We start from the raw sequence: 24,639 nt of genomic DNA, 5'->3' as shown, positions 1-24,639 counted from the left end.
TAAATAAAATCAAAATGGGAAATCTAGAAGGAAAAATAGCTGTAGTTACCGGTGGAAATAGTGGTATCGGTTATGCTTCAGCGAAAAAATTTAAAGAGCAAGGGGCCAATGTGATTATCACGGGGCGCTCAGAAGAAAAAGTAAACACGGCGGCCAACGAACTTGGCGTACAGGGTGTAGTGGCGGATGTTAAGGATCTCAATGCCTTGGACAGTTTGGTTGCCCAAGTAAAAAGCAATTATGGCGCGGTCGACATTCTATTCGTAAATGCTGGTATTTTTACTCCGGCCCCAGTAGGTCAAATTACAGAAGAGATGTTCGATAACCAGATGGGAATCAACTTTAAGGGAGCAGTATTCACTGTTGAAAAGTTCCTGCCTATTATTAAAGATGGTGGGGCCATTATCAACCTGTCTTCGGTCAACGCCTATACCGGTATGCCGAATACTGCTATCTATGCCGCAAGTAAAGCAGCAATGAACTCGTATACAAGAACGGCAGCAACGGAGTTGGCTCCAAGAAAGATACGTATCAATTCGGTGAATCCTGGCCCGGTATACACCCCAATTTTTGGTAAGACAGGTATGCCTGAAGAACAATTGAACGGTTTTGCCGAAGCTATGCAAAACAGAATTCCCTTAAAACGTTTTGGACAACCTGAGGATATTGCTAGTTTGGTCAACTTTTTAGCATCTGATGAAGCCTCTTTCATCACCGGTGCAGAGTACAATATTGACGGGGGTATCAACGTAAATCCATTATTGGCGGGATAATCTTATTTTTGCATATGCCACGTACCAAACAGTTTGATGAAAAGGAAGTGCTGCAAAAAGCCATGGAACTCTTTTGGGAAAAAGGGTTCCATGCCACTTCCATTCAAGATTTGGTGTCGCATTTGAGTATAAATAGGGCAAGCCTTTATGATACGTACGGTGGTAAGGAAGAACTTTTTAATCAGGCTTTCCAGCATTACAGAACCACCAATGGGGCTATTGTAAAAACCCTTTTTGAAAAGGAAAGCTCAGTGAAAAAAGGGTTGAAGATACTTTTCGATAAAGCGATCCATGCATCGGTGCAGGATGATTGCAAAAAAGGTTGTTTTGTCGTAAATACCGCTACGGAGCTTATTCCCGGTGATGAAGCCATACATAAAGCTTTAATGGCGAATACCGAAAGTTCTGAAAAACTCTTTGTCGACTATGTCCAAAAAGGAATCGATGCTGGAGAAATTCCATCTTCCAAAAATGCAGCAAGTGTAGGGTTGATGCTTTTTACGTTGTATAATGGGTTACAGGTTCTGGCAAAAATAGAAACGGCTCCGGATAAATATAGAAGTATGATAGAAGCGGGTCTATCTGTTCTTGATTGACCCTATTCTGAAATCTTGAACTTCACGTTCACTGAGGTCTCTACTTTTATCTTTTCAAAATCGATATCCAAAGGCTCTGCTTCCACAGCATCCATGGTCTTCATTTCCATGCGTGGAGCTTGGTTGTATCTTGGATAGTAGGGCGTAGATACATCCATAATATGAATTGCAGTACCTACGTTCTGTCCCAATGGAGAGGTTAGCGCTTCAGCTTTTTTCTTGGCTTTTTTGACCGCTTTGGATTTTAATTCCAATTCCAGAGCATCCATCTTTGAATATTCGGTTTTTTCCAGATATGTATTGGAAATATCCAGTTTTTCCAAAGCGACCATAACTTCACCGGCTTTTTTTCCGGAATAGACCAGAAGTGAGTATTGTTTACTTTTAAGTACTTCTTTTTGTCTTAGAAAGTACTTTTTGAAGTTGCTGCTAAGATCTTTAATAACCAACTGCTTATCCAAATTAATGCCCAATGCCTTAAGTCTAGTGGCCATTTGGTTCTCTTGTTCTTCAACTGATTTTCGCCCTTTTGAGTCTTTTTCCTGGATGGTAATACTCAAGTATATCTTATCGGGAGTAACCAAGGTATCGACCCTTGCGGAGGTTTCTAGATAGGGAACGTCCAAGAAGTTTTTGGTTTGGCTTAATAGCGCAGTAGTAAATAAAAGGCAGAGTATGGGAATCAGGGTATGTTTCATGAGTTGAAATTTTAGTTAAAGGTAAATACTTTTTTTGAGGGGCAAAACCTTTACCACTTTGATAAAACTATAAGGTTAGAATAAGAAGGGAAAGAGTCCTATTCTTTCATTATTTTTAGCGTAAACTAATTCCGTCCAATAATTTACAATACATGAAATTTGTTCTGGCCCCAGATAAATATAAAGGTTCCCTGAGCGGACTACAATTCTGTGAAGCTGTAGAAAACGGATTGCAAAAAGTGTTCCCCCATGCAGAAATTTTAAAAAAACCCTTGGCCGATGGGGGTGACGGTACCATTGAAGTGGTAAAGCACTACTTGAATGCTGTTGAAGTAAAAACCACGGTCAAAGACCCTTTGTTTAGGGATATTGCATCGGGATATCTTTTTTCAAAAGAAAAGGAAATTGCCTTTATAGAAATGTCCGAAGCCTCAGGTTACAAATTACTTTCCAAGGATGAATTGGACTGTATGAAAACCACCTCATTGGGAACAGGACAACTGATTGCCAATGCATTGGAACTGGGTGCAAAAGAAATTATTTTGGGTATTGGAGGTAGCGCTACCAACGATGGTGGTATGGGAATGGCTTCTGCTTTAGGGTATTCTTTTTTGGATAAAAACGGGGAAGTTCTAGAACCCATTGGCCAAAATCTGAATGAAGTCGTAGATATTAAAACGGATAAGGTACTGCCACAACTCAAAAGCCTTAAGGTGAAGGTAGCGTGTGATGTTAAGAATCCACTTTATGGAAAAGATGGGGCAGCTTACGTATATGCTCCCCAAAAAGGGGCATCTCCCGAAGAGGTTAAAAAATTAGATGAAGGACTTCAGAATTTTGCTGAGGTAATTTATAAAAAGTTTGGTGTTGCTATACAAAATATGCCTGGAGCTGGTGCAGCTGGTGGTATGGGTGCTGGAGCAGTAGTCTTTTTGAATGCTTCCTTGATTTCGGGTATTGATTTGGTTTTGGATATGGCCACTTTTGATAAAGCTTTGGAGGATACAGACTGGATTATCACAGGAGAAGGGCAGTTAGATGACCAAACACTATCGGGAAAAACCATTGCAGGTGTGCTAAAGGCTGCCAAAGAAAAGGATATTCCTGTAGCGGCATTATGTGGGTCGGTTACCTTATCGATAGACGAGCTCGAAGTTGCAGGATTGCAGTATGCGACTTCTATATTGAATCAAGTGGGTTCGTTGGACGAGGCAAAAAAGAACAGTTTTAAAAATTTGGAATTGGCCAGTTATAACTTTGCCAATCTTTTAAAAAAATCAATCGAACGGTAAAAGATCTGGTTGTAAGTACTCCTGTTTTGCCAATGTGGAGTTGTAAATGTCAAACCCATAATGACACACCATGAGTTCCTTGAAATTGAATTTCAGTCTAGGGAATTCCTCAATAAAGTCTTGAAATGTTTCGGATTTTGATTTAAGCACAAAATGATATACGGCTCTAACCGCTGCTATGGTAAGGGTATGGTTGTATTTGTCCAAAGCACCATGCTTACGGGTAAACTGTCTTATTTGTTTCGTGACATTGTTAACAGCTGCAGTAATACCGTATTTTGTGACATGAATCCAGGCTAGTCTCAAATGGGCTTCATGTGTAAATAAAGCTGGAGGTAATTCGCTCGTAGCAAATAGTTGTTCAAATTCTAAATCGGTCATAGTTTTCGATTTATTGCGATTATCGTATTAACCTAAATACTAAATATGACTAAAGTTAATAAACTTATTTAAATGGATTTGAGATATTTATGATTGACAATACTTTATCACCAGTTACCTTTTTCAAAAAGGTCCAAAAAAGCTGGAGCGGATAGATTGAAAAAGTCCACCAAGAAGTGAGAAAAAATAGCCCATCGCAAACTTTTTGTTGTATGGTGCAAGAGGGCCCAGACCAGACCCATAATAAACGTGGAAATAATCAATTCCACTCCTCGATTGACTTCTGAGTTGATGCCAAAAGCGATATGATTTACGGCAAATAGGGTACTGCCAAACAGTATCGAAACCCATATAGGCCAATGTTTTGTGTAATCGGATAGCAATCCTCGCCAATAAAATTCTTCAATCCATGGGTTAATAAGTGCCAATACTATCCAAGGGAACCAGACTTCCCATTCTTTTAGGCTCGCTGAATGTAGAATGAAAATTGGTAGGGGAATAAGTCCGATAAGTAACGCCAACAAGCCCCATCCCAAAGAAGCTTCGGGCCTTGTCAACCATTTTTTGATGGAGTTGATTCCCCCAAATCTTAAAATGAAGAAGGACCATAGTCCCCATCCTATCAAAATCATGGGAACAAAGGCCCATTTTCCTATCACGCAACCAAAAAAACAGGCTGTCAATAGATTAATGACTATGATGAGAAAAGGCGATAAGAGAACAATTCTTTGACGGGTCATTTATGATAGATTTAATTTTTTAAACGTGTCAATGCTATCAGGTTTAAAAATCTCTTCTTATGATTTTATTCCTATGGAATTAACTCCTTATCAACTTGCATTGTTCTTTCTATTTCGAGAATCTCGGACCACGAATCATTTTCAAAAAGATATATTCCAGTGCCTATACCACTATATTTAGGCCCCTGGCCCATAGGATATAATTTCCATTGAAAGTCGACCAGTACTACCTTTTCCGAAAGCATTTTAAGTTTCAGCTCGGGGATCTCCATTTTCATATTTGGAAATTTTTGGAACAGCTTGGCAAAACGCTTTCGCAATGCTTCCTTTCCAACATAATTGCCATCAGTGCCATACATATGGATTTCATCGGAAAAATTGGCAAGGAACAACTTTAGATTTCCTTGGTTGAAACCTTCTATAGTAGATAGAAACAACGCTTTAACGGAATGGTCATTTTCTAAATTTGGTATGGTTTTCTTAGTGTTCCCAGAATGATTACAGGCATAAAAATTCAGTGACAGCAATACAATAATACTTAATGCTCGTTTTGTTCTCATGATAAAAAGTGTTTGTGTTATTCTTTCACAAGTAGTAGATAATCAATGACTTGGGAAAGCGTTTTTTGGCGAGTAGCCTTAAAGATCAGTGAATGGTGTTTTCCTAAGGGTAAACGGAGGTAGGGAGTAAGCAAAATAGATTTTGAAAAACGTGTTCGACTTGGAACCTTACTTGCTATTGTAGTTTTATAAGCTTGCGAATGCTATTTGAATAGCCTTTGCTACTTATAATAGGATTTAGTTGGGGAGCGTTAAAATGAATGACATAACGCCCGTTCATATGAGGCTTGAATTGCTTGATTTGCCCCACATTGACAATATATTTTCGATGTACCCTTAAAAATGAATCTCCCAGCCGTTTTTCCAAAAAAAGTAAGGAATAGTCGCAAAGCTTTTTTTCTCCTTTTAGGTCGTGCAAAAAAGAATAATTGTCATAAGCTTCCATATAAGCTATCTCTTCTATGGGAATCAATAGAATGTTGTCTCCTAGCTTCACAGGAACCTGGTTTATGATTTCAGAGCTATCGGAAGACAGATCTGCTTCATTAGAGGAAGTATCTAAATTTTTTTCTCGAAGCGCCTCTGCATAAGGAAAAAGCCTGTGGTTAATAAAAAAGCTAAAGCCCAAGACGATTGAAATCACACCATTGAACACATAAATTTTTCCTCCTGAAAATGGTCGGTACTCTTCGTTGTTAAATAAAAGGGGACCAATGATTCTTTCGACTTCTGAAGCTATAACACCGGTTATAAAAAATGCTAGAAAGAGTATGGAATACAATTGCCAGTCAGATTTAAAGTAGGCTCTGAACCAAGATTTATTCGATGCGATCAAAACCAAGATGTACCCAATAATAAAACTATTTGAAATGGACTGCACTATCCATTGAATCCAGTTGAGGTTAGGATTCATAAAGTAATTGGCCGTTCCTATTCCCACTCCTATAAATGCTATATGAGGCAAATATCTCTTAGCTTTTTTAAAATCAAATCGGGGCATTGCCATGGTATAGTTAATAGGTTCTGTTCATCTTAAACTCCAAAGAAGTTTTTACAGTAGGCCATTCGCTGTTCAAGATAGAAAAGATAACCGTATCCCGAATGTTTCCTTGTTTGTCAATACGATGATTTCTAATGATTCCGTCTTGTCTTGCCCCTAATCGCAAAATGGCATTTCGTGAAGGGAAATTAAAGAAGTTGGTTTTGAACTCTACGGCGATGGCATCAAGTGTCTCAAAAGCATGTTGCAACAATAAATACTTACATTCTGTATTGATTCCTGTACGTTGAACATGCTTTGCATACCAAGTATAACCTATTTCCACCCTTCGGTTTGGTGCATCAACACTACAGAAACGGGTTGACCCAACTATTGTATTTGTTTTTTTATCAATAATCACAAAGGGAAGTGCGCGCTGTGCTTTTTGTTCGTTGATGGCAAAATCCATATAAGCATCCACGGTGGTAGAAGATGGAACAGAGGTATACCACAATTCCCAAAGATTACCATCTGTGGCTGCTTCCAATAGCCCCTCTCTATGTGTTTGCTGCATGGGAATTAGCTTGACCAAGTTCCCTTCAAGTTCAATAGGATGTAACCATGAATTCATATCAACAAGTTTTTTGATACTCAAATATAGGTTTTATGCATTGCTTTTTTTGAGTATGATTTTAATCAGCACTTTATTGTACTAAGTTTCATCGATTTTCTATCTAGCAGTATCTTTATGGATTGATATATATGTTTAATGGTTTCGCTATTTGTTTTTCAATAAATAAAGAAGAAGGAAAATATTTAATCAGATTAGATGAATTATAGAACACTTGGAAAGACAGGGCTAAAAGTTTCTGAGATAAGTCTAGGAACATGGCAGGTTGGAGGAAAATGGGGAAGTGGCTTTGATGCTAAAAATGCCGAACGTATTCTTACTGAAGCTGTGGATAACGGAATAAACTTTATTGACACAGCAGATGTATACGAAAATGGGAAAAGCGAACAAGCCGTAGGCAAACTCATTCGTTCGCGAAAAGAAAAAGTGTATATAGCTACTAAATGTGGTAGGTTCATAAATCCCCATGTTAGCGAAGGCTATCAACCAAAAGTGCTCAGGGAATATGTAGAGCAGAGTTTAAAGAATACAGGTCTTGAGAAGTTGGACTTAATTCAACTGCACTGTCCGCCTACCGAAGTATATTATCGGCAAGAGATTTTTGAAGAATTTGAAAAACTCAAAAAAGAGGGTAAGGTATCCCATCTTGGGGTGAGCGTTGAGAAAGTCGAAGAGGCCTTAAAGGCAATAGAATACCCCAATGTGAGTACGGTCCAGATTATTTTTAATATGTTCAGGCATCGACCTGCTGAGTTGCTTTTTGAGCAAGCGAAAAAAAGAAATGTGGGAATTATTGCCCGCGTACCATTGGCAAGTGGATTGTTAACTGGCAAATTCCATACAAGATCCATATTTTCTAATGATGACCATCGCCAATTCAACCGCAAAGGTGAAGCTTTTGATCAAGGCGAAACGTTCTCGGGAATAGATTACAATCTAGGTCTTGAAGCAGTAGAGCGGTTAAAATTGATTTTTCCCAAAGAATTTGAGTTGGTGCATTTGGCTATAAAGTGGATATTGATGTTCGAAGAAGTAAGCTGTGTAATACCAGGTGTATCAAAAAAAGAGCAATTGTATTCCAATTTAGAAGCGTTGAAGCTCCGTAATCTTTCAAAAGAAGAAATGCTGGCAGTTGAAGATGTTTATAATGAGATGATTCGCCCATCGGTGCATCATCGGTGGTAAAGCTTAACTATTATAGACGTTACCTACCCAAGCATCTGATTGCATTTTTCAAAAATTAGCAGCCTAAAGTATGGCAATTGTGTGACTAGCATATATCATAAACCAATTGGGGTGATAGTCGCTGTTACGTAGGGTAAATGTATTGTTTTTTTACCTCCCCTTTTTCCCTTTTAAGTGTCGATTTTCGCCCTCACTGAGGTTTTGTGGCATATTTTTCTTCATCATCATTTCTTTGTTTCATCAATTAAATCAACAGAACCAAATGAAAAGAGAAGCTACGAACAAACTGATTTATTTCTTTTTCCCCTTTACCTGTTTTATTCTTTCAACAGTAGTTTTCATAGTCCTATTGACGGTACGTTTAGGAATTTATAAGTAAAACGCGTTGTTGTAGAAAGTGAATTAGCAAACTCAGAAAAAAGGGAGATTAGTAGTACCCGAAACGTATAGTTTAGTGTTTATTTTAGTTGGGAAGTGCCCTCAATACATACATTGTTTTGAGGGCTTTCTTATAGTATGGTTTCTATCCTTTATTTGAACTTTTGAATTACGTTTGGGAGGTTTAAAAAGAATCCGAAAATATCCACTTGGTCAGCATTCCCACTATTCGCAAGCAATTAACGAGTCGCCATATTCTACCTAATTATCTCGGGACTGTATATACCACTATTTTATATAAATGTCCAAGTTCCGATTTCTATGGATTAGTGAATCAAAAATCAGATTCATCGCCAGTTCACTTTCACAAAACGGGTGTTTTTCCTAAAAGAATCGGGGGTATTGGACAGTATCGATTTTCTAAGTTCCATAACAAGGCGTTCCCTTATAAAATTTTTATGCGTAACAATACTGATTTCCCGTACGGGCTGTGGTTCCCTAAAACGAATAATACTTTTCTTATCGGTGGATTCCTTATAGGAAAGCTCTGGAATCAGCGTATATCCGGATACTTTCTTTATCATGGGTTTTAAGGTTTCGATGGACCCACCTTCCATGATTAGGTTACGTTCAAATTCCAACGTATCGAATTCGCAGAACTTCAAGGTTTGGTTCCTAAAACAATGTCCTTTCCCCAATAACCAAATACCTTCGGGCTTTAGGTCGTCTGTGCTTATCCTATCCTTTCCGTTCCTTATTTTTTCCACATCATCGGTATAGACCAAAAAAGGTTCGTAAAAAATAGGGGTTTCCACTATGTTCTTCTCATTTAGCGGTGTGGCCAACAATCCCATGTCCAACTGTTCCTTTTCCAATTGCTCTATGATTTCCTCGCTCTGTAGCTCCTGTATCTGAAGCTTGGTCTTAGGGAAATCCGTTAAAAACTCCTTTACGAACAAAGGCAACAAATACGGCGCCAAAGTGGGTATGACCCCAATACTGAACGTACCCTCCATTGAATTCCGCTCATCATTGACCAAGGCCCTTAATTGCTCTATCTCCCCTAGTATTTCCCGTGCTTTTTGGATAAACTTTTCTCCCGTGGGCGTTGGTTTTAAAGGTTGTGTACTTCGGTCGAACAACGTCAGGGATATCTGGTACTCCAACTTTTTTACCTGTAATGTAAGCGTGGGCTGGGCCACATGGCAACTTTCGGAGGCCCGTACAAAATTCCTGTGGTTGTCCAAGGCCACTATATAACGTAATTGTTGAATTGTCATATTTATTTTATAAATATCATAGTTTATATTATCTATTTGATAAATATAATCAATCCCTCTTACTTTGTTTAAAAATAAATAGTAAAACCGTGAGAAAACTGAACATCACTTTAATCTGCGTATTGTGTTTTGGATATACAATGGCGCAACAAATGACAACTAATTTTGGTGCCCCTGTGGGAGACAACCAAAATTCAAAGACCGTTGGTGAATATGGTCCCGTTTTATTGGAGGACATTCATTTGATCGAAAAATTGGCCGCTTTTGATAGGGAAAGAATACCCGAACGTGTGGTACATGCGCGTGGTGCCGGAGCTTTTGGTTATTTTGAAGCTTCAAGCGACATGTCGCAATTCACCATGGCCGCCCCTTTTCTGGAAGCTGGCAAAAAGACCGAGGTAGCGGTGCGCTTTTCTACGGTAATCCATGGGAAGGGCTCTCCTGAAACTGCTAGGGATCCCCGTGGTTTTGCAGTAAAGTTCTATACCGAGGATGGGAATTATGACATTGTCGGCAACAATCTACCAGTGTTTTTTATCCGGGATGCCATTAAATTTCCGGATATGGTACATTCTTTAAAGCCCTCTCCCATTACCAACAAGCAAGACCCGAACCGTTTTTTCGATTTCTTTTCCCACATTCCCGAAGCGACCCATATGTTGACCCGAGTATATTCCGATTATGGTATCCCTGCTGGCTATCAGTTTATGAACGGTAGCAGTGTGCATGGGTTCAAATGGATTAATGGAAAAGGTGAAATCACCTATGTAAAGTATCACTGGGAATCCAAACAAGGTGAAAAAAACCTTACTGTGGCAGATGCCACTAAACAGCAAGGTATGGATTGGCAACATGCCACCGTGAGCCTTCGCAATGATATTGACGAAAAACGCTTTCCGCAATGGGACCTCTATGTACAGATGATCAAGCCCGAAGACTTGCACAGTTTTGATTTTTTTCCGTTGGATGCCACTAAGGACTGGCCCAAAGATAAAATTGAGCGTATCAAGATTGGGACAATGACCCTTAACAAGAATCCCATGAACTTTTTCCAAGAGGTGGAGTCCATCGCATTTTCCCCTGGTTCCTTGATACCTGGTGTTCAGGCTTCTGAAGATAAATTGCTACAAGGCAGGCTCTTTTCCTACTTTGATACGCATAGACACAGACTTGGGCCAAACTATCTACAGATTGATGTCAACAGGCCCAAAGAGAGCGTGGTGAATTATAACTCCGACAGCTATGCGAGTGCCCGAAATGATAAATTCGCCCATGCCGATGTGAATTACCAGCCCAGCACCAAAATTTCCGTTTCCGATGACGAAAAGTACAAGTATGTAAAGGAAACCTTGAAAAACGTGACCTTGGGGCAGCAAAAAATATCAAAGACCAATGATTTCTCCCAAGCAGGAGATTTTTACAGGTCGTTGACCAAAAAAGAACAGGAAAACCTCATCGGTAATTTAGCTGGGGATTTGGGTCAGGTGAAAGATAAGGCCATCCAAAAAACAATGATTACCTACTTCTATAGGGCAGACCGTGATTTTGGTATGAAACTGGCCACGAACTTAGGTTTTTCCATGAAGGATTTTGCGAAGCCTTCCAGATAGCACAATCAAAACAATAACAATATTCTTGCGGAGCGTGTTGGGCGTTCCGCAAGTTAAAGCCGATCAAATGAGCAATCGATTAATGTATGTGGGTATTACCCACGAAACAGCTTCGGTATCTGAGCGCTCCTATTATTCGTTGGATGCGGTTCAAAAGGAGACTCTTATTGTGCGCCTGGAAAGGATTTTTCCCATAAAGGGAATTCTGGTGTTGACCACGTGCAATCGTACCGAGCTTTATTTTGAATCCCACTCCGCTACCCCTATTCTTGTTAGGGATAGCCTAATGGATTTTGTTCAAGAACGCCACAAAGTGGAACTGAATGCTTCCTCTTTTTCGTTACTGAATACCACGCATGATACTGTGAAACACCTTTTGCAAGTTTCAAGTGGCTTAAGGTCAGCTGTTCTTGGAGATGGACAGATAATTACCCAGATGCGGACAGCTTTTAAAGAGACTTTAAGGCAGAAACGGCAAGGATCATTGTTGGAACGGGCTTTTCAATCCGTCTTCCGCACCCACAAAAGGATTGCAAAGGAATCCTTGTTTCAATCTGGGAGCTCATCAATTGCCTACCTCTCCTTAAAATTGATTCGCGGTTATTTTCAAAAACAGTATGCCCCCAATAAAAAGGTATTGCTCATCGGTGCGGGTGATATGATACAGGAAACCTTGAAATACCTTAAAAAATTTGAATTGACCAACGTATACATTGCAAACCGTACCGAAGCGAAAGCCAAAAAAATGGCGAAAGAATATCAAATCAAAGTATTTGACTGGCAACGTGTGGTCGACAATTCCATTGAATCTTTTGATGCCGTCATATCGGCAGTGGGAAATCGAAAATACCTAATCAATAGTATACGGCTCTACGATAAAAAACGAATATGGATTGATTTAGCGGTGCCCTTCAATATTGATAAATCCATTGCCAATAGATTCAATGTCATTTATGATATCGATTTGATAGGAAAAGGGATAAGTCCTGAAAGTGATATACAGACCGACGCAGTTTCCGCTGTTGAAAACATCATCTATGAAGAACTTGAAGTTTATGCCACATGGCTGCACAAACATCTCAATAGAAGTTACCTGATCACGGTTCAAAATAAAAAACAGCAACATAACGCTACAATCAATAGGGACAATCCAATGTCCAAAGACCAATGTCCCCATTGGAATTTGGCCGTTTGAATGTCAAAAAACAAAATCATGAAACAAATTACAATAACTATAATCACTTTGCTACTATCTTGGAATGGCATCAAGGCCCAGTATTCCTCCAGTATCCATGATGCGAGCAGAAATGGAGAGACGGAAACGGTTAAAGCATTGATCGCAAAGAATCCTGACATACTAAACCAAAAAAATCCAATGGGCTTTACCCCTTTAATTTTGGCGGTCTACAATGACCAAGAGGAAACTGCAAAAGTCTTGATAGACGAAGGTGCCGATATCGATGCATTTGATAAAAGTGGAAATACAGCGCTAATGGGTGCCATCTTTAAAGGTTTTCTGAATCAGGTTGAACTTTTGGTCGCTTCTGGGGCCAATGTCAATCAACAAAACTATAACCATGCCACAGCGCTGACTTTTGCCGCTACTTTTGGCACCGCAGAACTGGCCAAAATACTTATGGAAGCAGGTGGTGACCCAAACTTAAAGGACAATCAGGGGAAAACACCCTTGGATCATGCCTTGTTCCAAGGAAATGGGGAAGTGGTCAGAATCTTTAAGAAACAATAAATCGTTTAGCAGGATGACATCTTACATCCTTAAATTTGCAATGATGACAAAACTAGATACTATACTTTCAGAAATAAATCCACTGCGGCAGCAACTGAAAGACCATCCACTTTATGATAATCTAAAAACTGTGGATAGTATCGAGATATTTACCGAATATCATGTGTTTGCTGTTTGGGATTTCATGTCATTATTGAAGGCATTGCAAGTGGAACTTACCTGTACCAAGACACCATGGCTTCCCAATAGAAATACCAACCTGGCCAGATTCATAAATGAAATTGTCTTTGGGGAAGAAACCGATATAAATGAATTGGGTGAGGCAAAAAGTCATTTTGAGATGTATTTGGAAGCCATGCAACAGTTGGGCGCAAATACCTCATGTATCCAAGATTTTGTTGATAGGGTTTCCGAGGACGTGCCCGTTAAAATAGCTTTGCAACAAGCGCAGGCCGATACTTGCGTCCAAGACTTTGTGAATTTCACCTTTACCATCATAAACACTCGAAAACCACATTTGATTTCAGCTGCGTTCACCTTTGGCAGAGAGGATTTGATACCTGATATGTTCGTTGAGGTCTTAAAACAAGCCGATGCCGAAAATAAAAAGTATGATAAGTTCAGGTATTATCTGGAAAGACATATTGAATTGGATGGTGATGAACATGGCCCCTTGTCGCTGCGGATGGTATCGGAATTATGTGGCTCCGATATTAAAAAATGGCAAGAGGCCTCGTTGATTGCAAAACAAGCTTTACAACAACGGATACAACTTTGGAACGGGATCAATACGATTTTTGTCAAAACGTTGGTCTGAATCCCTTTCGGCCTTGATTTCATTCTGAACCCAGTGCATCTAAGCTTCGTTGCCTGTCCGCAGTTCTCGGTTTTCAAAAAACAATCGTTTTTTTGAACTTTTGAAAGGACTTGTGTATGAAACGTAGCGAGCAAAAAGACACTAACTTTTCAGATTAACACTGAGCCGAATTTTTTATATTTTGTTTTTAACTTATCAATTTTAAAAGCCAAATTAAAAATTTGGTGGACTTTCTAAATATACACAAACCTTTCGGTTTAGCATTTATTAGCTATGTTTTATACACCGTGTTGTACTGCTTTATTTTTTGTCAAATTCATTTATCAGATTATGTAATTTATCTTTTTCAGGAACCCTTTCAATCCATTTTCTGGCTGAAATTCCGTGATTGTTTATTTTATCCAATTCAGCTCCACGATTCAAGAGTTCTTTGATAATTTCAAATCGCAATTGGTTGACTTCTTTTTGTTCTTCTCGCCAAGTCAGTCCGTATTCACGAATTGCAATAAATATTGGGCTATTTCCGTGTTTATCCTCCACAATATTTACATCTGGATTACCTTTTCTTAATAACAATAAAGATATTTTTGAGAGATTATGATAAGCAAGCGAAATATGAAAAGCATTGTATCCATCATCATTTTTCCAATTTACGTCAGCACCTTTGTCAATAAGAAATGATATTAGCTCTAATTGTTTTTCCGAACCTTTTAGTTTAGATAAACATGAAACGGCTTCAATTAAAATAGTGTCATTATTATCAAATCCCACATATTCGTTTACATCAATTTTTCCCAAATCCATCAATTCATACACCTTATCCAAGTCCAAATGGATAATTGCTTTGCTGAACTCAACATGGTCAATTATGGTGGATTTAAAAGGTGAAAATAGTTTTGGCAACTTCATCTAAATTGATTGTCTATAATGCATTACAACGGTCTCGTATAACCGTCAGTTACGGGTTAATATGAGTTAATTTTCGGTTTGGCACCGACTTTAGCAATTCCGAGTGGATTCGGACGTAGTCGAATCCGCCGTAATTGCGGTTATACATTGTTGTACGCAGTTTTTTATTCCTCCACAATATCAACTCCATAAATTCCATTTTTATTTTCTGGATAAATTTTTCTCATTGTTTCGTAATAATCGGATAGAAATCTATTTAAGTCCACAAGTCCATCTGTCGAATATCTTATTGTGTCTTTTTTATCTGTCAACGTTAAAATTCTACGCCTGTTTTGGTCAGTGTTTTTCCACTTTTCATTTCGTTTTAGAAACTGCTCAAATTTCCAAATTGTATCGTTTTCAGGTATTTTTTTGTCATAAACTCTTTCCCATTTTGAGTTTTCCTTAAAAGTCATTTCTTTAAAATTACTAACAATACTGATTGAGTCATATTGTTTTGTTATTTCAATTCGTTCATATCCTTGATAAGTACAAACAGAATGATCAAAAGAAATTGTCAAAGTGTCTAATTCAGTCATTTTTTGTCGGAAGTTGGTCAAATCCGCAATCAAGTCAAATTCGGACACGGGCTTTTCTTTTTCCGCTTTTTGTTTTTCTTGACAAGACACGAAAATTAATAGTCCGATTAATATGTAGATTACTTTTCTCAAATTGCGTACAACGTAGGAGTATAGATCATGTGATCTATACTTATTTTATGTATGGAACTAAGTTAAGATAATTTCAAAAGGATTGTTTAGGGATATTACAATCGTTTATTCGAACTTTAGATTGATTTGGTTCTTGTATTTGCCCACAAACTCTATTGCATCTCTCATGTTTTGAGGATAAGTGGCATAATTGGCCAAAACCGTTACCTCTCCAATTTCATAAATCTGTTTATAAACATGCTCATATAGAAAACCATTTCGCATTAGATGTTTTGCTACTTCCCATTGCTTTAGGTCTTTCTGTTTTGGTGGTCTAAATCTGTGAGTAACTTGTTTTATCAATTTTCCACAATCAGGACATTTAGATTTTCTAATCTCATTTAAATCAGTTCCTTGATTAAAGGATTTCCTGCAATCAAAACAAACATTTTTATAGCCCATTTTCTAATCGTATTTTGAACTTAGATGTAGAAGATTTCAGTCTTTTTTGTCAAATTTAGGTTTTCAAACCAATCATGAAAATATATTACCAATACTATTGCCAAATGATATCCAATTAATATCTTAACCATAAGTAATTTTGAATCGCTGGAATATATACCATAAAGTCCTGAAGCAATATGATAAGCAACCAACAGGAAAAGTCCTATTCTGGATTTGATTGCCAGTATTAAGAATATCAGGATAAGTTGAAATAACAACCTAACTGATTGTTCGGGAAGTCTTTCAATCCCAATCTTATTATAAACTAAGACAATTAGAACTCCTTCAACTAATTGTTCTAAGAATTAAGCCATTGTTTAAACTCGGCAGCTTTGTTCTTGCTGATGATAATATCGACTTCAGAATTAGGGTCGACCAAAATCTTTAATTGATTATTACCATACTTAATGATTTTATTGATTGCCGAAATCGCAACTATAAATTGACGGTTGGCTCGATAAAAATGACTTTCGTCCATATTTGAAAACAATTCATCCAAACTAACATTGGTCGTGGAACGACTTCCATCAAAACAAACTACATAGGTAATCGTACTTTCAGTATAGATATAGGCAATGTCCTCGGTGGAAATGGGTCTAAGTTCATTTCTTACGTAGGTGAGTATCCTTTTCTTATTCTTTTCAGATTCTGTTTGTTGCACATTGAGTTTGTCATCTACAACCCGTTGTTGATAGCTGTCCAGGTCTTTGTTGAGTTTGGCCAGGTTCACCACCTCATCCCCCAATCGTTGGTTTTGGTCTTCCAACTTTTGGTTTTTGGCTTCCAGCTTTTTCTCGTAGGCGCTTCCTATGATTCGTACCATAATGACGGAACAAAGAATCAATGCCGCACCCATGATGATGAAAATAACGTAGAACTTGTTTCTAATGTCATCAATCTGTGTAGAGATCTTTTTTACATTGGCATGGGCGGCAATGATCCAGTCGGAGTTTTTTACCGGATATAAATAGATGATTTCGGAATCTCTGTCTTCTTCTTTAAAATCCCTGACCCCTCCAAAGCTTTTTTTGTTGGTCAACAATTCGTAAAAATCCTCTGAGGTCATTTCACCATCTACCGAGGTTACTGAAGATTGATTTGGATTGATCTGCTGTCCCACTTTTGTAATATCCGGATGGCAGATTTCCTTTCCAGACCAATCGAACATGCAAATGAAACCATTTTCAAGATTCGTGTTTTCAATACTTCTTTGGACATTAGCGATTACCGAATCCTTTGGTATACCACTTGCCAATTGAAAACCTATTAGACTTGCAATTTCCCGAGCTTCTCGTTTACTGGATTCCAATTGTGTGTTTAAAAGGTTATTGGCACTGACCTTTATAAATGACCTGGTTGATATTCCTGCAATGAGCACAAAAATTACCGTAATGGCCAAAAATGTAAAAAAATAGAGCCTATCCTTTCTCATGGGGTTACAATGTTCAAAATGTAATTTCCTTAACTACGGAATAAGATTGATTGGTTTTAAAAAATCCATCACAAACCTTCTTTGCAAAAATAACTTTCTTTCCCAGTTTTGGGAAACTAGTTTTTCATTGGAAAATCTCTTTCCATATCACGGTCAATTCTTCCCTTTCAAAGTCAATTCTTCCCTCTCACGAACATTTTGTTCTTATAACCCCCTGGTATATAGTTGTTTTGCTGTGAACAAAAAATCAAACACAAATGAAGAACATTTTAAAACCCATCTTGCTTTTTTCAGCTGTTTTGGTATTTGGTTGCACCAACGATAGTGAAAGTGATCTATTGCTAGTGGACGATACCGAGAACACGGATAATGAAGGTGATGGTGAAAATGGAAATGCCACGGTTACATTTTCAGCCAACATTCAACCCATAATCACAAGCAATTGTTTGGGGTGCCATTCAAGTCCACCAAGAAACGGGGCGCCATTTGCTCTGGTAACCTACGACCAGGTACGTGCTCGAAATGCAGGAGTACTGAACACCATCTCCAAACAAACCGGAGAGCCTAGCGCCATGCCGCCTTCTGGCAGGATACCCCAATCATCGATAGACCTTATCGAACAATGGATTCAAGAAGGATTGGCAGAATAACACATAAACATAACACCAAAATAGACAACAATGAAAAACGTAAAGAACACGATTTTGTTAGCTATGATCTCTACAGTAATAGGAGTTTATACTGGCAATGCGCAAGAAAAATACATTGATAAAAATGCCAATATTGTATTTGAAGCTTCAGAAAAACTATTTGAAGAAGTGAAGGCAGAGACCGAATCTGCTACTGCCATATTGGATACGGGAACCAACCAAATAGCTTCTCTGGCTTTAGTAAAAGGATTTCGCTTCAAGAATTCGTTGATGCAAGAGCATTTCAATGAAAACTATATTGAATCCGATACTTATCCAAAAGCAACCTTCAAAGGAAAACTATTGGATTTTGATAGCTCAAAACTTACGGAATCCCCATCGGATGTTCCCGTAAATGGAACGCTGGGATTGCATGGAAAAGAAAAAGATATACGGACAATCCTATCGGTTCGTAAAGTGGAAGATGTCATTGTCATGGAGGGTGCTTTCAAAGTTGCTCCAGAAGATTTTGATATTGAAATTCCAAAATTAGTGCGCAACAAGATTGCTAAAGAAGTATTGGTACAAATCAACTTTAATCTTGTTGGAAAATGAAAATGCAAAAATATCTGACCATTGCCTTTGTAGCACTAATCATTATAACGTTTGTCTCTTTTTTTATGTACAGCTACATGTACAAACCTCACAGAAATGTGATTGAAGAACAAACAGTAGCGGTTTTATCGGCGACAGAGTTACAGAACAGATTTGCCGATGCTAACGGTTCGTTGGAAAGCTTTGCGGATAAAATTATTGAAGTCAATGGCTTAATAAGCAATGTGGAACAACAACGAACCATTATTGTAGATGATAAAGTTCAAATAGATTTTGATGGCAATAGCGACATTGAAGCAACCTTGATAAAAGGGAACATGATTCGTGTAAAAGGAAGATGCGTAGGCTATGACGATCTGCTCGAAATCGTAAAAATAGACCAGGCTATCCTAATCAATACCTACTAAACACTTCAGAAAACAGAAAAAATGAAAATAATATATCTCATCATATTTTTTATACCCATAGTTGTTTTTTCACAAGACGACCTATTATCGGAAATTGATACTAACGATACCAAAGACTTTGAAAGTGCCGCTTTTAAAGGATTGAAAATCATAAACTTTGAATCTACCAAAATGGTATCCCAAAAGGAGCTGTATTTTGTGGTATCCCACAGGTTTGGCTCCATAAAACCAGGATTTGAAGATTTTTTCGGGCTTGATCAAGCGGTTACCCGATTGAACTTCATCTATGGGGTCTCTGACGGTATCAACATAGGGGTTTCGCGCAGTTCATTTTTAAAAACCTATGAAAGCTCGTTAAAGCTTCGATTGGTAAGGCAGCAAAAAAAGGGATTTCCCGTTACATTGGTAGGCTTTGGAACTTTGCTTATCAATGGAGCTTTGGATGATGCCAATTTACCGCTCCTTCAGTTTGAGAATCGTCTTGGATATACTGCCCAACTGTTAATAGCTAAGAAGTTCAACAAGAACTTTTCTTTAGAGCTAATCCCGACCTTTTTCCACGACAATTTGGTGCAACTGGATGAACAAGAGAATTCACAATACGCCCTTGGAATTGGAGGTAGGCATAAATTGTCAAAAAGGCTATCGCTTAATATCGATTACGGATTTCACCTGAATAGAGCCGAAAACGCTCCTTTTAACAATCCCCTTTCCGTGGGTATCGATATTGAAACGGGAGGTCATGTTTTTCAACTGCATTTTACCAATGCCCAACCAATGAATACTAACGGTTTCTTAGGGCAAGCAACGGGTGACTGGTCTGACGGGGATATATTCTTTGGGTTCAATCTATCAAGAGTCTTTTAAAACTAAAACAATGAAAACAAGTAAACTAAGTATCGCAAGGATTCCGGTGCAACAATCATTTTGCTCTCGTTGTTCGGTCAAGATCAAAGAAGCACTATCAAGTATCAAGGACATCACCAATGTGAATCTTTACCCAATGGAGTCGCTGGTCGTATTCAATTTTGTTAGGGCAAATCAAATTTCCAATGCGCTGAACGTGCTAACGGAACTCGGCTATCCAGAAATGGGTGAAAAAAATAATGGCAGAACTCCTGTTCCGGTGTACAGTTGCAATGGGTGTGCCGCTAAATCATGTCAAAAATCAAATTATGAAGCATAAAGCGGAGAGGAAATCTATGTACCAGAGCATGCGATAAGCAATACGCTTAACAATTTTTCTAAAAACATAGCATCCCACCCTTTCCGCTAAACTTAATAGATGGCACAGTAATCAAAACGGTTACTGGACATTCAAACTTTTTAAATCTTCAAAACAATTATTCTTTAATTAAAAATTATCTAAAAATGAAAAATTATCTATTATCCCTTTTAACAGTATTGGCAGTATGGAGCTGCTCGGAAGACGATGCATACAACGACGACATAGACCCTGGAGGTCAGGATCCGGTTGAAGAAGGCCAAGATCCCCCAGCAGAAGAAGTACGTTCTGTAATTATCAACGAAGTAGAATACTTAGTGAACGACCAGATTGAACTTTATAATAATGGAGACGTAGCCGTGGATCTTACCGATTACTGGATGTGCCTTGGCCCTGGACAATATTTTAGAATCGGTGATGCAGAAGCTACCGAGATCGTAAGTGGATCGGTAACCCTTGAGCCCAGTGAATTTTTGGTGATAGCACCAGTAGCTCTTGAAGCGTCTGACAATGCGGGTGGACTTGGGCTCTACGCCAACAACGATAACTTTGGTAGTGCAGATAACATTAGAAGCTTTGTACAATGGGGTGCTGCTGGTAATGCAAGAGAAGTTGTTGCCGTGGAAGCTGGTATCTGGAATGCCGGTGGTTTCATCCCCAATGTGCCAACTGGGTCTAGTATAGCTTATGACGGAGAAGGCAACACATCAGATGATTGGTCAGGGACATCTACCCCTACCTTGGGCGAGGGCAATACATTTACAGAACCTGTGGCGGAGGTACGCTCCGTAATCATTAATGAGGTGGAATATTTGGTCGATGATTATATCGAATTATATAATAACGGAGATGTAACCGTAGACCTTTCAGACTATTGGATGTGCCTTGGACCAGGAAAATATTTTAGGATAGGTGACGGTGATGCCACTAAGATTATAAGTGGTTCTGTTTCCTTGGAGTCCGGTAACTATTTGGTTATTGCACCTATGGCTCTTGAAGCTCCTAACGATGCGGGTGGACTTGGGCTCTATGCCAATAACGATAACTTTGGTAGTGCAGATAACATTAGAAGCTTCGTGCAATGGGGTGCTGCTGGTAATGCAAGAGAAGTTGTGGCCGTGGAAGCCGGTATATGGAATGCTGGTGGTTACGTTCCCAATGTGCCGGTCGGTGCAAGTATTGCTTACGATGGTGAAGGACTTACTTCAGACGATTGGGCAGGCACTGATATGATCACCTTTGGTGAAGAAAACATATTCAAGGAAGTTGTGGTAGAACGTTCTGTGATCATCAATGAAGTGGAATATTTCTTGAATGACGATATCGAACTTTACAATAACGGAAACATAACAGTAAATCTTTCCGACTACTGGATGTGCCTTGGCCCTGGAAAATACTTTAGGGTAGGTGATGGCGACGCTACCGAGGTTGTAAGTGGTTCCTTATCCCTGGCCCCTGGTGAGTTCTTGGTCATATCACCAGTAGTTCTTGAAGTACCTGAGGACGCAGGTGGATTAGGTCTATATGCGAACAATGATGGCTTTGGTAACGCTGATAATATTAGAAGCTTTGTACAGTGGGGTGCAGCAGGTAACGCAAGGGAGGTCGTCGCTGTAGCGGCAGGTATTTGGAACGAAGGAGGTTTTGTTTCAGGTGCGTTCAGTGGTACCAGTATTGCCTATGATGGCGAGGGTTTCACTTCAGACGATTGGGGTGTTGATTCCAGAAGCTTGGGTCAAGACAATGGTGTCATTGGAATAGAGGTCGAAGAGATTGGCGGACTTGAATAAGAGTATGCTGTAAAGGCAGAGATGGGAAACAAATTGCTATGTTTGATTTTCTTTCAAACCCACGAAGTAAAAAATACTATTTTAAGCTTCGTGGGTTTCACTAATTTTGCAATAAACGGAGAAGTCTTTTTATGATATCTAAAAAAGTAAAAATTGTAACGATTTCATTATCAATTCTAATATTGATGGTCGGCTCTTACTATTTTTATAATTTTTTAACCAGAGAACCGTATGCTAGGGACGTTATTGTTGCTTCACCAGAACTTGCTATAAGTTCGGAGCTGTTGGTAGATAGGTTTCTAGAAGATGAACAAGAAGCTAACGCTGCGTACATGGAAAAGGTCATTGAAGTGGAAGGCGAGGTCAAAGAAGTAACCTTTCTAAACAATAGATACACCGTGTTGCTCTATAGTGGAAGTAAAGTTTCTTATGTAATGTGCGATATGCGAACCGAACAAGCAGAAATGGTAAGAAAATTAAATGAAGGGGATAAAGTTAAATTGAAAGGAGTGTTCAAAGGTTTTTTAATGGACGCTATAATGCTAAACTGTGTTTTACAGTAAGTTATATATATGAATAAATTCTTTACATTGTTTTTTGTCTTATTGTTCTACTGTGGGTTTTCCCAAAACACTTCCAAATACATCTCTAGACAAGGGCATGTCTCCTTTTTCTCGTACACATCTGTGGAGAATATTGAGGCGGAGAACAATCAAGTACTAAGTATCTTTGATACTACCAATGGTGAGATTGCCATAAGTATGTTGATGCGGGCCTTTGTTTTTAAAAAGGCATTGATGCAAGAACATTTCAATGAAAGTTATATTGAAACGGATATTTATCCGAAAGCTGTATTTGAAGGGGTCATAACCGACCTTGAAGTGCCTATTCCTGAACAGACCACAAAAATTGTAAAAGGTGCTTTAACATTACATGGTATCACAAAAGAACTGGAAATTAAGACCAAAATGGAACGGACTAACGACCTTCCTGTTTTTTCAGGATCTTTTGAGGTTTTAGTATCCGATTTTAAGATAAAGATACCTCCCGTGGTAGCGGGTAACATTGCAAAGCGTATAGAAGTCCAATTTAGATTTGAATATCAACCTTATGAGAACTAGACATTTTATTTTTTCACTTTTAGTTTTAGTATTGGGTTTTTCAAATACCGTAGTTGGCCAAGATTTGCTCAATACTTTGGAAAAAGAACGTCCACAAACCACGAACCACGTTCAGGCAACTTTTAAAACAACACGGATAGCCTTGGGACATTCTGTTGAGACCAGGAAAAAGGGAACTATGGAACTTTCGGCCAATACCAGGTTTTGGAATATTCCCGAACCGGATACCCAGACCTTCTTGGTAGATCGCATATCCACCCGGTTTGGTGTTTCCCATGCTTTTTCGGACAGATTGACTTTAGGTGCAGGAGTTACCACGTTTGACGGTATTTTTGACGGTTACTTTAAATATAAACTCCTAAAACAAGTTGAAGGTGGCAAAGGTTGGCCTTTTACCATTACATTATTGCAAAACTCCAGTTTACGGACAAGCGGTAGAGCTGGAAGAAATTTTAATGACGTTACAAGTTTTTCGGATAAACTGTCATTTACCTCGCAAGTTTTGATTGCTCGGAAGTTTACAAGAAATTTTTCGTTACAGCTGTCGCCAACCTTCATACACCGAAATTCCACACGATTTGAAGAAGACCCTACCAGTCATTTTGCGCTGGGTATTGGAGGTCGATATAGAGTAGGGGGGCATGTTTCCATTTCTTCTGAATATTACTATTTAGCCAATCCTGTGGAATCTGTGACAACTTATGATGCCTTTGTTATAGGGGTCAATTGGGAATTAACGGATTTAATGCTCCAGTTCCACGTATCAAACACCTTGCATATTGCCGAAGATGCATTTATTACGCAAAACAGAAGAAACTTCAATACCAAGAACGGGAGTCTTTTCTTTGGTCTGAACGCTGTTTTTTTATTGCACTTTAAAAACCAGTTGAAGAAATAGTTTTGCAAAAAGTTAGTTCCAACGATTGCTCAATTCTTCGTTACCATCTTCAAGCGGAAAGCTTTGTTGGTTTGTCATTATCAAGAAGGAAAAAAGGAATACCGTGCTTCTCAAACGCTATATTTCAATGAACATGGCCTATTCCAAATTCTTTAACACTCTATTTAAGCTTCTAATGGAGATTCCCAAGTAATTGGCGATATCATTTTTGGGTATTTTTTTTTGTAGTTCAGGAAATTGCCCAATCAGTCTGTTCAGATTTGATTCCAATGGGTGAGATTGGTTGTAAGAATGTCGGAGCGCAGTATATCGGATTTTTGACGCCATTAAATTAAGTACGAGTAAATTAAAACAGGAATCGTTTTTTATAAGGCCCAAGAAATCTTTATTATCTATCGTAAAATATGACATAGGAGTAATTGCTTCAATTGCACAAAAACTGAAATCCTTGGTGAATATCTCTATTTCTCCAAAAACTTCACCTTCACCGAAAAACTCTTGTATAAAATCTTTGCCTGTATCTTCAGTCAAGTAACATTTTGCCAATCCCGATTTGATAATATAAACGGTATTTATTCTAGTTTGCTGTTCAATGATTTTCTGGCCGATGGCAGCTTCTTTTTCAAGGATGGTATTCTTTAGTGTAGAATGCTTCAGTCTGGTTACATAATCCAAGAATTCTCTATTGATTCGTATCATTTTTTCTGCTCGGACAAATGTCCTTTTAAAATTCAATCCGTGGATTTTTCTTTG

At 38.5% G+C, this 24,639-nt stretch carries 29 protein-coding genes; 17 read left to right on the top strand and 12 right to left on the bottom strand.

The annotated features are described in order from the left end of the window. Window positions 1-14 precede the first annotated feature (14 nt). Together LV716_RS06050 and LV716_RS06045 are read left to right on the top strand one after the other, a co-directional pair. Entirely contained in the window at window positions 15-773 is a 759-nt protein-coding gene (locus LV716_RS06050) for an SDR family NAD(P)-dependent oxidoreductase (RefSeq protein WP_163416860.1), read from the top strand. A 14-nt stretch (window positions 774-787) separates the two neighbouring features. After that, the gene (locus tag LV716_RS06045) at window positions 788-1,369 is read left to right on the top strand and encodes a TetR/AcrR family transcriptional regulator (RefSeq protein ID WP_163416859.1); all 582 of its coding nucleotides are present in this window, start codon (window positions 788-790) and stop codon (window positions 1,367-1,369) included. A gap of 2 nt (window positions 1,370-1,371) precedes the next feature. Here the strand turns inward: LV716_RS06045 and LV716_RS06040 are convergent, their stop codons facing one another. Beyond that, window positions 1,372-2,067: an SIMPL domain-containing protein gene (locus LV716_RS06040; protein ID WP_163416858.1), complete on the bottom strand. Its 696-nt coding sequence runs from the start codon at window positions 2,065-2,067 to the stop codon at window positions 1,372-1,374. Window positions 2,068-2,219: 152 nt separating this feature from the next. Between LV716_RS06040 and LV716_RS06035 the strand changes: the two genes are divergently transcribed. After that, window positions 2,220-3,359 (top strand): glycerate kinase, encoded by a 1,140-nt coding sequence (locus tag LV716_RS06035; protein ID WP_163416857.1) that lies wholly within the window; start codon window positions 2,220-2,222, stop codon window positions 3,357-3,359. Here LV716_RS06035 and LV716_RS06030 read toward each other — a convergent pair. The 5 genes from LV716_RS06030 to LV716_RS06010 form a co-directional block, all read right to left on the bottom strand. Next, a complete protein-coding gene (locus LV716_RS06030) occupies window positions 3,345-3,740 on the bottom strand; it encodes a hypothetical protein (RefSeq protein ID WP_163416856.1) in 396 nt (131 codons plus the stop codon). The two genes, LV716_RS06035 and LV716_RS06030, sit on opposite strands and share 15 nt — an antisense overlap. 107 nt (window positions 3,741-3,847) lie before the next feature. Further along, on the bottom strand, window positions 3,848-4,480 hold the full coding sequence (locus tag LV716_RS06025) for a CPBP family intramembrane glutamic endopeptidase (RefSeq protein WP_163416855.1): 633 nt from the start codon (window positions 4,478-4,480) through the stop codon (window positions 3,848-3,850). 71 nt (window positions 4,481-4,551) lie between these two features. Further along, window positions 4,552-5,040 (bottom strand): nuclear transport factor 2 family protein, encoded by a 489-nt coding sequence (locus LV716_RS06020; RefSeq protein ID WP_163416854.1) that lies wholly within the window; start codon window positions 5,038-5,040, stop codon window positions 4,552-4,554. Window positions 5,041-5,215: 175 nt separating this feature from the next. After that, on the bottom strand, window positions 5,216-6,046 hold the full coding sequence (locus tag LV716_RS06015; protein ID WP_163416853.1) for a LytTR family DNA-binding domain-containing protein: 831 nt from the start codon (window positions 6,044-6,046) through the stop codon (window positions 5,216-5,218). 7 nt (window positions 6,047-6,053) lie between these two features. Further along, window positions 6,054-6,650 (bottom strand): GNAT family N-acetyltransferase, encoded by a 597-nt coding sequence (locus LV716_RS06010; RefSeq protein WP_163416852.1) that lies wholly within the window; start codon window positions 6,648-6,650, stop codon window positions 6,054-6,056. A 198-nt stretch (window positions 6,651-6,848) separates the two neighbouring features. Between LV716_RS06010 and LV716_RS06005 the strand changes: the two genes are divergently transcribed. Then, on the top strand, window positions 6,849-7,835 hold the full coding sequence (locus LV716_RS06005; RefSeq protein WP_163416851.1) for an aldo/keto reductase: 987 nt from the start codon (window positions 6,849-6,851) through the stop codon (window positions 7,833-7,835). Window positions 7,836-8,560: 725 nt separating this feature from the next. On the opposite strand, the gene LV716_RS06000 is transcribed toward LV716_RS06005, so the two are convergent. Further along, window positions 8,561-9,493 carry a hydrogen peroxide-inducible genes activator gene (locus LV716_RS06000; RefSeq protein WP_163416850.1) on the bottom strand — a complete coding sequence of 311 codons (933 nt, stop codon included), beginning with the start codon at window positions 9,491-9,493 and terminating at the stop codon, window positions 8,561-8,563. 89 nt (window positions 9,494-9,582) lie between these two features. On the opposite strand from LV716_RS06000, the gene LV716_RS05995 reads away from it, so the two are divergent. The 4 genes from LV716_RS05995 (at window position 9,583) to LV716_RS05980 (ending at window position 13,667) form a co-directional block, all read left to right on the top strand. Continuing rightward, window positions 9,583-11,103, top strand: coding sequence for a catalase (locus tag LV716_RS05995; RefSeq protein ID WP_370637494.1), 1,521 nt, complete (start codon window positions 9,583-9,585; stop codon window positions 11,101-11,103). Between the two features lie 67 nt (window positions 11,104-11,170). Beyond that, window positions 11,171-12,298, top strand: coding sequence for a glutamyl-tRNA reductase (hemA, locus tag LV716_RS05990; protein ID WP_163416849.1), 1,128 nt, complete (start codon window positions 11,171-11,173; stop codon window positions 12,296-12,298). Between the two features lie 18 nt (window positions 12,299-12,316). After that, the gene (locus LV716_RS05985) at window positions 12,317-12,850 is read left to right on the top strand and encodes an ankyrin repeat domain-containing protein (protein WP_163416848.1); all 534 of its coding nucleotides are present in this window, start codon (window positions 12,317-12,319) and stop codon (window positions 12,848-12,850) included. A gap of 40 nt (window positions 12,851-12,890) precedes the next feature. Beyond that, window positions 12,891-13,667, top strand: coding sequence for a DUF3050 domain-containing protein (locus tag LV716_RS05980; protein WP_317167629.1), 777 nt, complete (start codon window positions 12,891-12,893; stop codon window positions 13,665-13,667). A 300-nt stretch (window positions 13,668-13,967) separates the two neighbouring features. Here LV716_RS05980 and LV716_RS05975 read toward each other — a convergent pair whose 3' ends face one another. The 4 genes from LV716_RS05975 to LV716_RS05960 form a co-directional block, all read right to left on the bottom strand. After that, window positions 13,968-14,576, bottom strand: coding sequence for an ankyrin repeat domain-containing protein (locus LV716_RS05975; protein WP_163416847.1), 609 nt, complete (start codon window positions 14,574-14,576; stop codon window positions 13,968-13,970). A 164-nt stretch (window positions 14,577-14,740) separates the two neighbouring features. Further along, complete coding sequence (locus LV716_RS05970) at window positions 14,741-15,202, bottom strand: hypothetical protein (RefSeq protein WP_163416846.1); 462 nt, start codon at window positions 15,200-15,202, stop codon at window positions 14,741-14,743. Between the two features lie 189 nt (window positions 15,203-15,391). Then, on the bottom strand, window positions 15,392-15,727 hold the full coding sequence (locus tag LV716_RS05965; RefSeq protein WP_163416845.1) for a hypothetical protein: 336 nt from the start codon (window positions 15,725-15,727) through the stop codon (window positions 15,392-15,394). Between the two features lie 340 nt (window positions 15,728-16,067). Then, on the bottom strand, window positions 16,068-17,201 hold the full coding sequence (locus LV716_RS05960; RefSeq protein WP_163416844.1) for a LytTR family transcriptional regulator: 1,134 nt from the start codon (window positions 17,199-17,201) through the stop codon (window positions 16,068-16,070). Window positions 17,202-17,458: 257 nt separating this feature from the next. On the opposite strand from LV716_RS05960, the gene LV716_RS05955 reads away from it, so the two are divergent. The 9 genes from LV716_RS05955 (at window position 17,459) to LV716_RS05915 (ending at window position 23,886) form a co-directional block, all read left to right on the top strand. After that, window positions 17,459-17,851 (top strand): hypothetical protein, encoded by a 393-nt coding sequence (locus LV716_RS05955; RefSeq protein WP_163416843.1) that lies wholly within the window; start codon window positions 17,459-17,461, stop codon window positions 17,849-17,851. Window positions 17,852-17,881: 30 nt separating this feature from the next. Next, window positions 17,882-18,445 (top strand): YceI family protein, encoded by a 564-nt coding sequence (locus LV716_RS05950; protein ID WP_163416842.1) that lies wholly within the window; start codon window positions 17,882-17,884, stop codon window positions 18,443-18,445. Next, on the top strand, window positions 18,442-18,852 hold the full coding sequence (locus LV716_RS05945; protein WP_163416841.1) for a hypothetical protein: 411 nt from the start codon (window positions 18,442-18,444) through the stop codon (window positions 18,850-18,852). The genes LV716_RS05950 and LV716_RS05945 overlap by 4 nt, the downstream gene beginning before the upstream one ends. 21 nt (window positions 18,853-18,873) lie before the next feature. Further along, entirely contained in the window at window positions 18,874-19,719 is an 846-nt protein-coding gene (locus tag LV716_RS05940) for a DUF5777 family beta-barrel protein (RefSeq protein ID WP_163416840.1), read from the top strand. A 10-nt stretch (window positions 19,720-19,729) separates the two neighbouring features. After that, complete coding sequence (locus LV716_RS05935) at window positions 19,730-20,038, top strand: hypothetical protein (protein ID WP_163416839.1); 309 nt, start codon at window positions 19,730-19,732, stop codon at window positions 20,036-20,038. Window positions 20,039-20,223: 185 nt separating this feature from the next. Next, the gene (locus LV716_RS05930; RefSeq protein WP_163416838.1) at window positions 20,224-21,867 is read left to right on the top strand and encodes a lamin tail domain-containing protein; all 1,644 of its coding nucleotides are present in this window, start codon (window positions 20,224-20,226) and stop codon (window positions 21,865-21,867) included. Between the two features lie 131 nt (window positions 21,868-21,998). Then, window positions 21,999-22,430 carry a hypothetical protein gene (locus tag LV716_RS05925; RefSeq protein WP_163416837.1) on the top strand — a complete coding sequence of 144 codons (432 nt, stop codon included), beginning with the start codon at window positions 21,999-22,001 and terminating at the stop codon, window positions 22,428-22,430. 9 nt (window positions 22,431-22,439) lie between these two features. Then, window positions 22,440-22,988 carry a YceI family protein gene (locus tag LV716_RS05920; protein ID WP_163416836.1) on the top strand — a complete coding sequence of 183 codons (549 nt, stop codon included), beginning with the start codon at window positions 22,440-22,442 and terminating at the stop codon, window positions 22,986-22,988. After that, window positions 22,978-23,886 carry a DUF5777 family beta-barrel protein gene (locus tag LV716_RS05915; protein WP_163416835.1) on the top strand — a complete coding sequence of 303 codons (909 nt, stop codon included), beginning with the start codon at window positions 22,978-22,980 and terminating at the stop codon, window positions 23,884-23,886. The genes LV716_RS05920 and LV716_RS05915 overlap by 11 nt, the downstream gene beginning before the upstream one ends. Window positions 23,887-24,024: 138 nt before the next feature. Here the strand turns inward: LV716_RS05915 and LV716_RS05910 are convergent, their stop codons facing one another. Then, a complete protein-coding gene (locus tag LV716_RS05910; protein ID WP_163416834.1) occupies window positions 24,025-24,585 on the bottom strand; it encodes a Crp/Fnr family transcriptional regulator in 561 nt (186 codons plus the stop codon). Window positions 24,586-24,639: the final 54 nt, after the last annotated feature.

The organism is Flagellimonas sp. HMM57 (assembly GCF_021390175.1).
Lineage (GTDB): Bacteria > Bacteroidota > Bacteroidia > Flavobacteriales > Flavobacteriaceae > Flagellimonas.
Note: the sequence above shows the minus strand (reverse complement) of the source record. Positions and strands in the feature narration are given on the sequence as shown.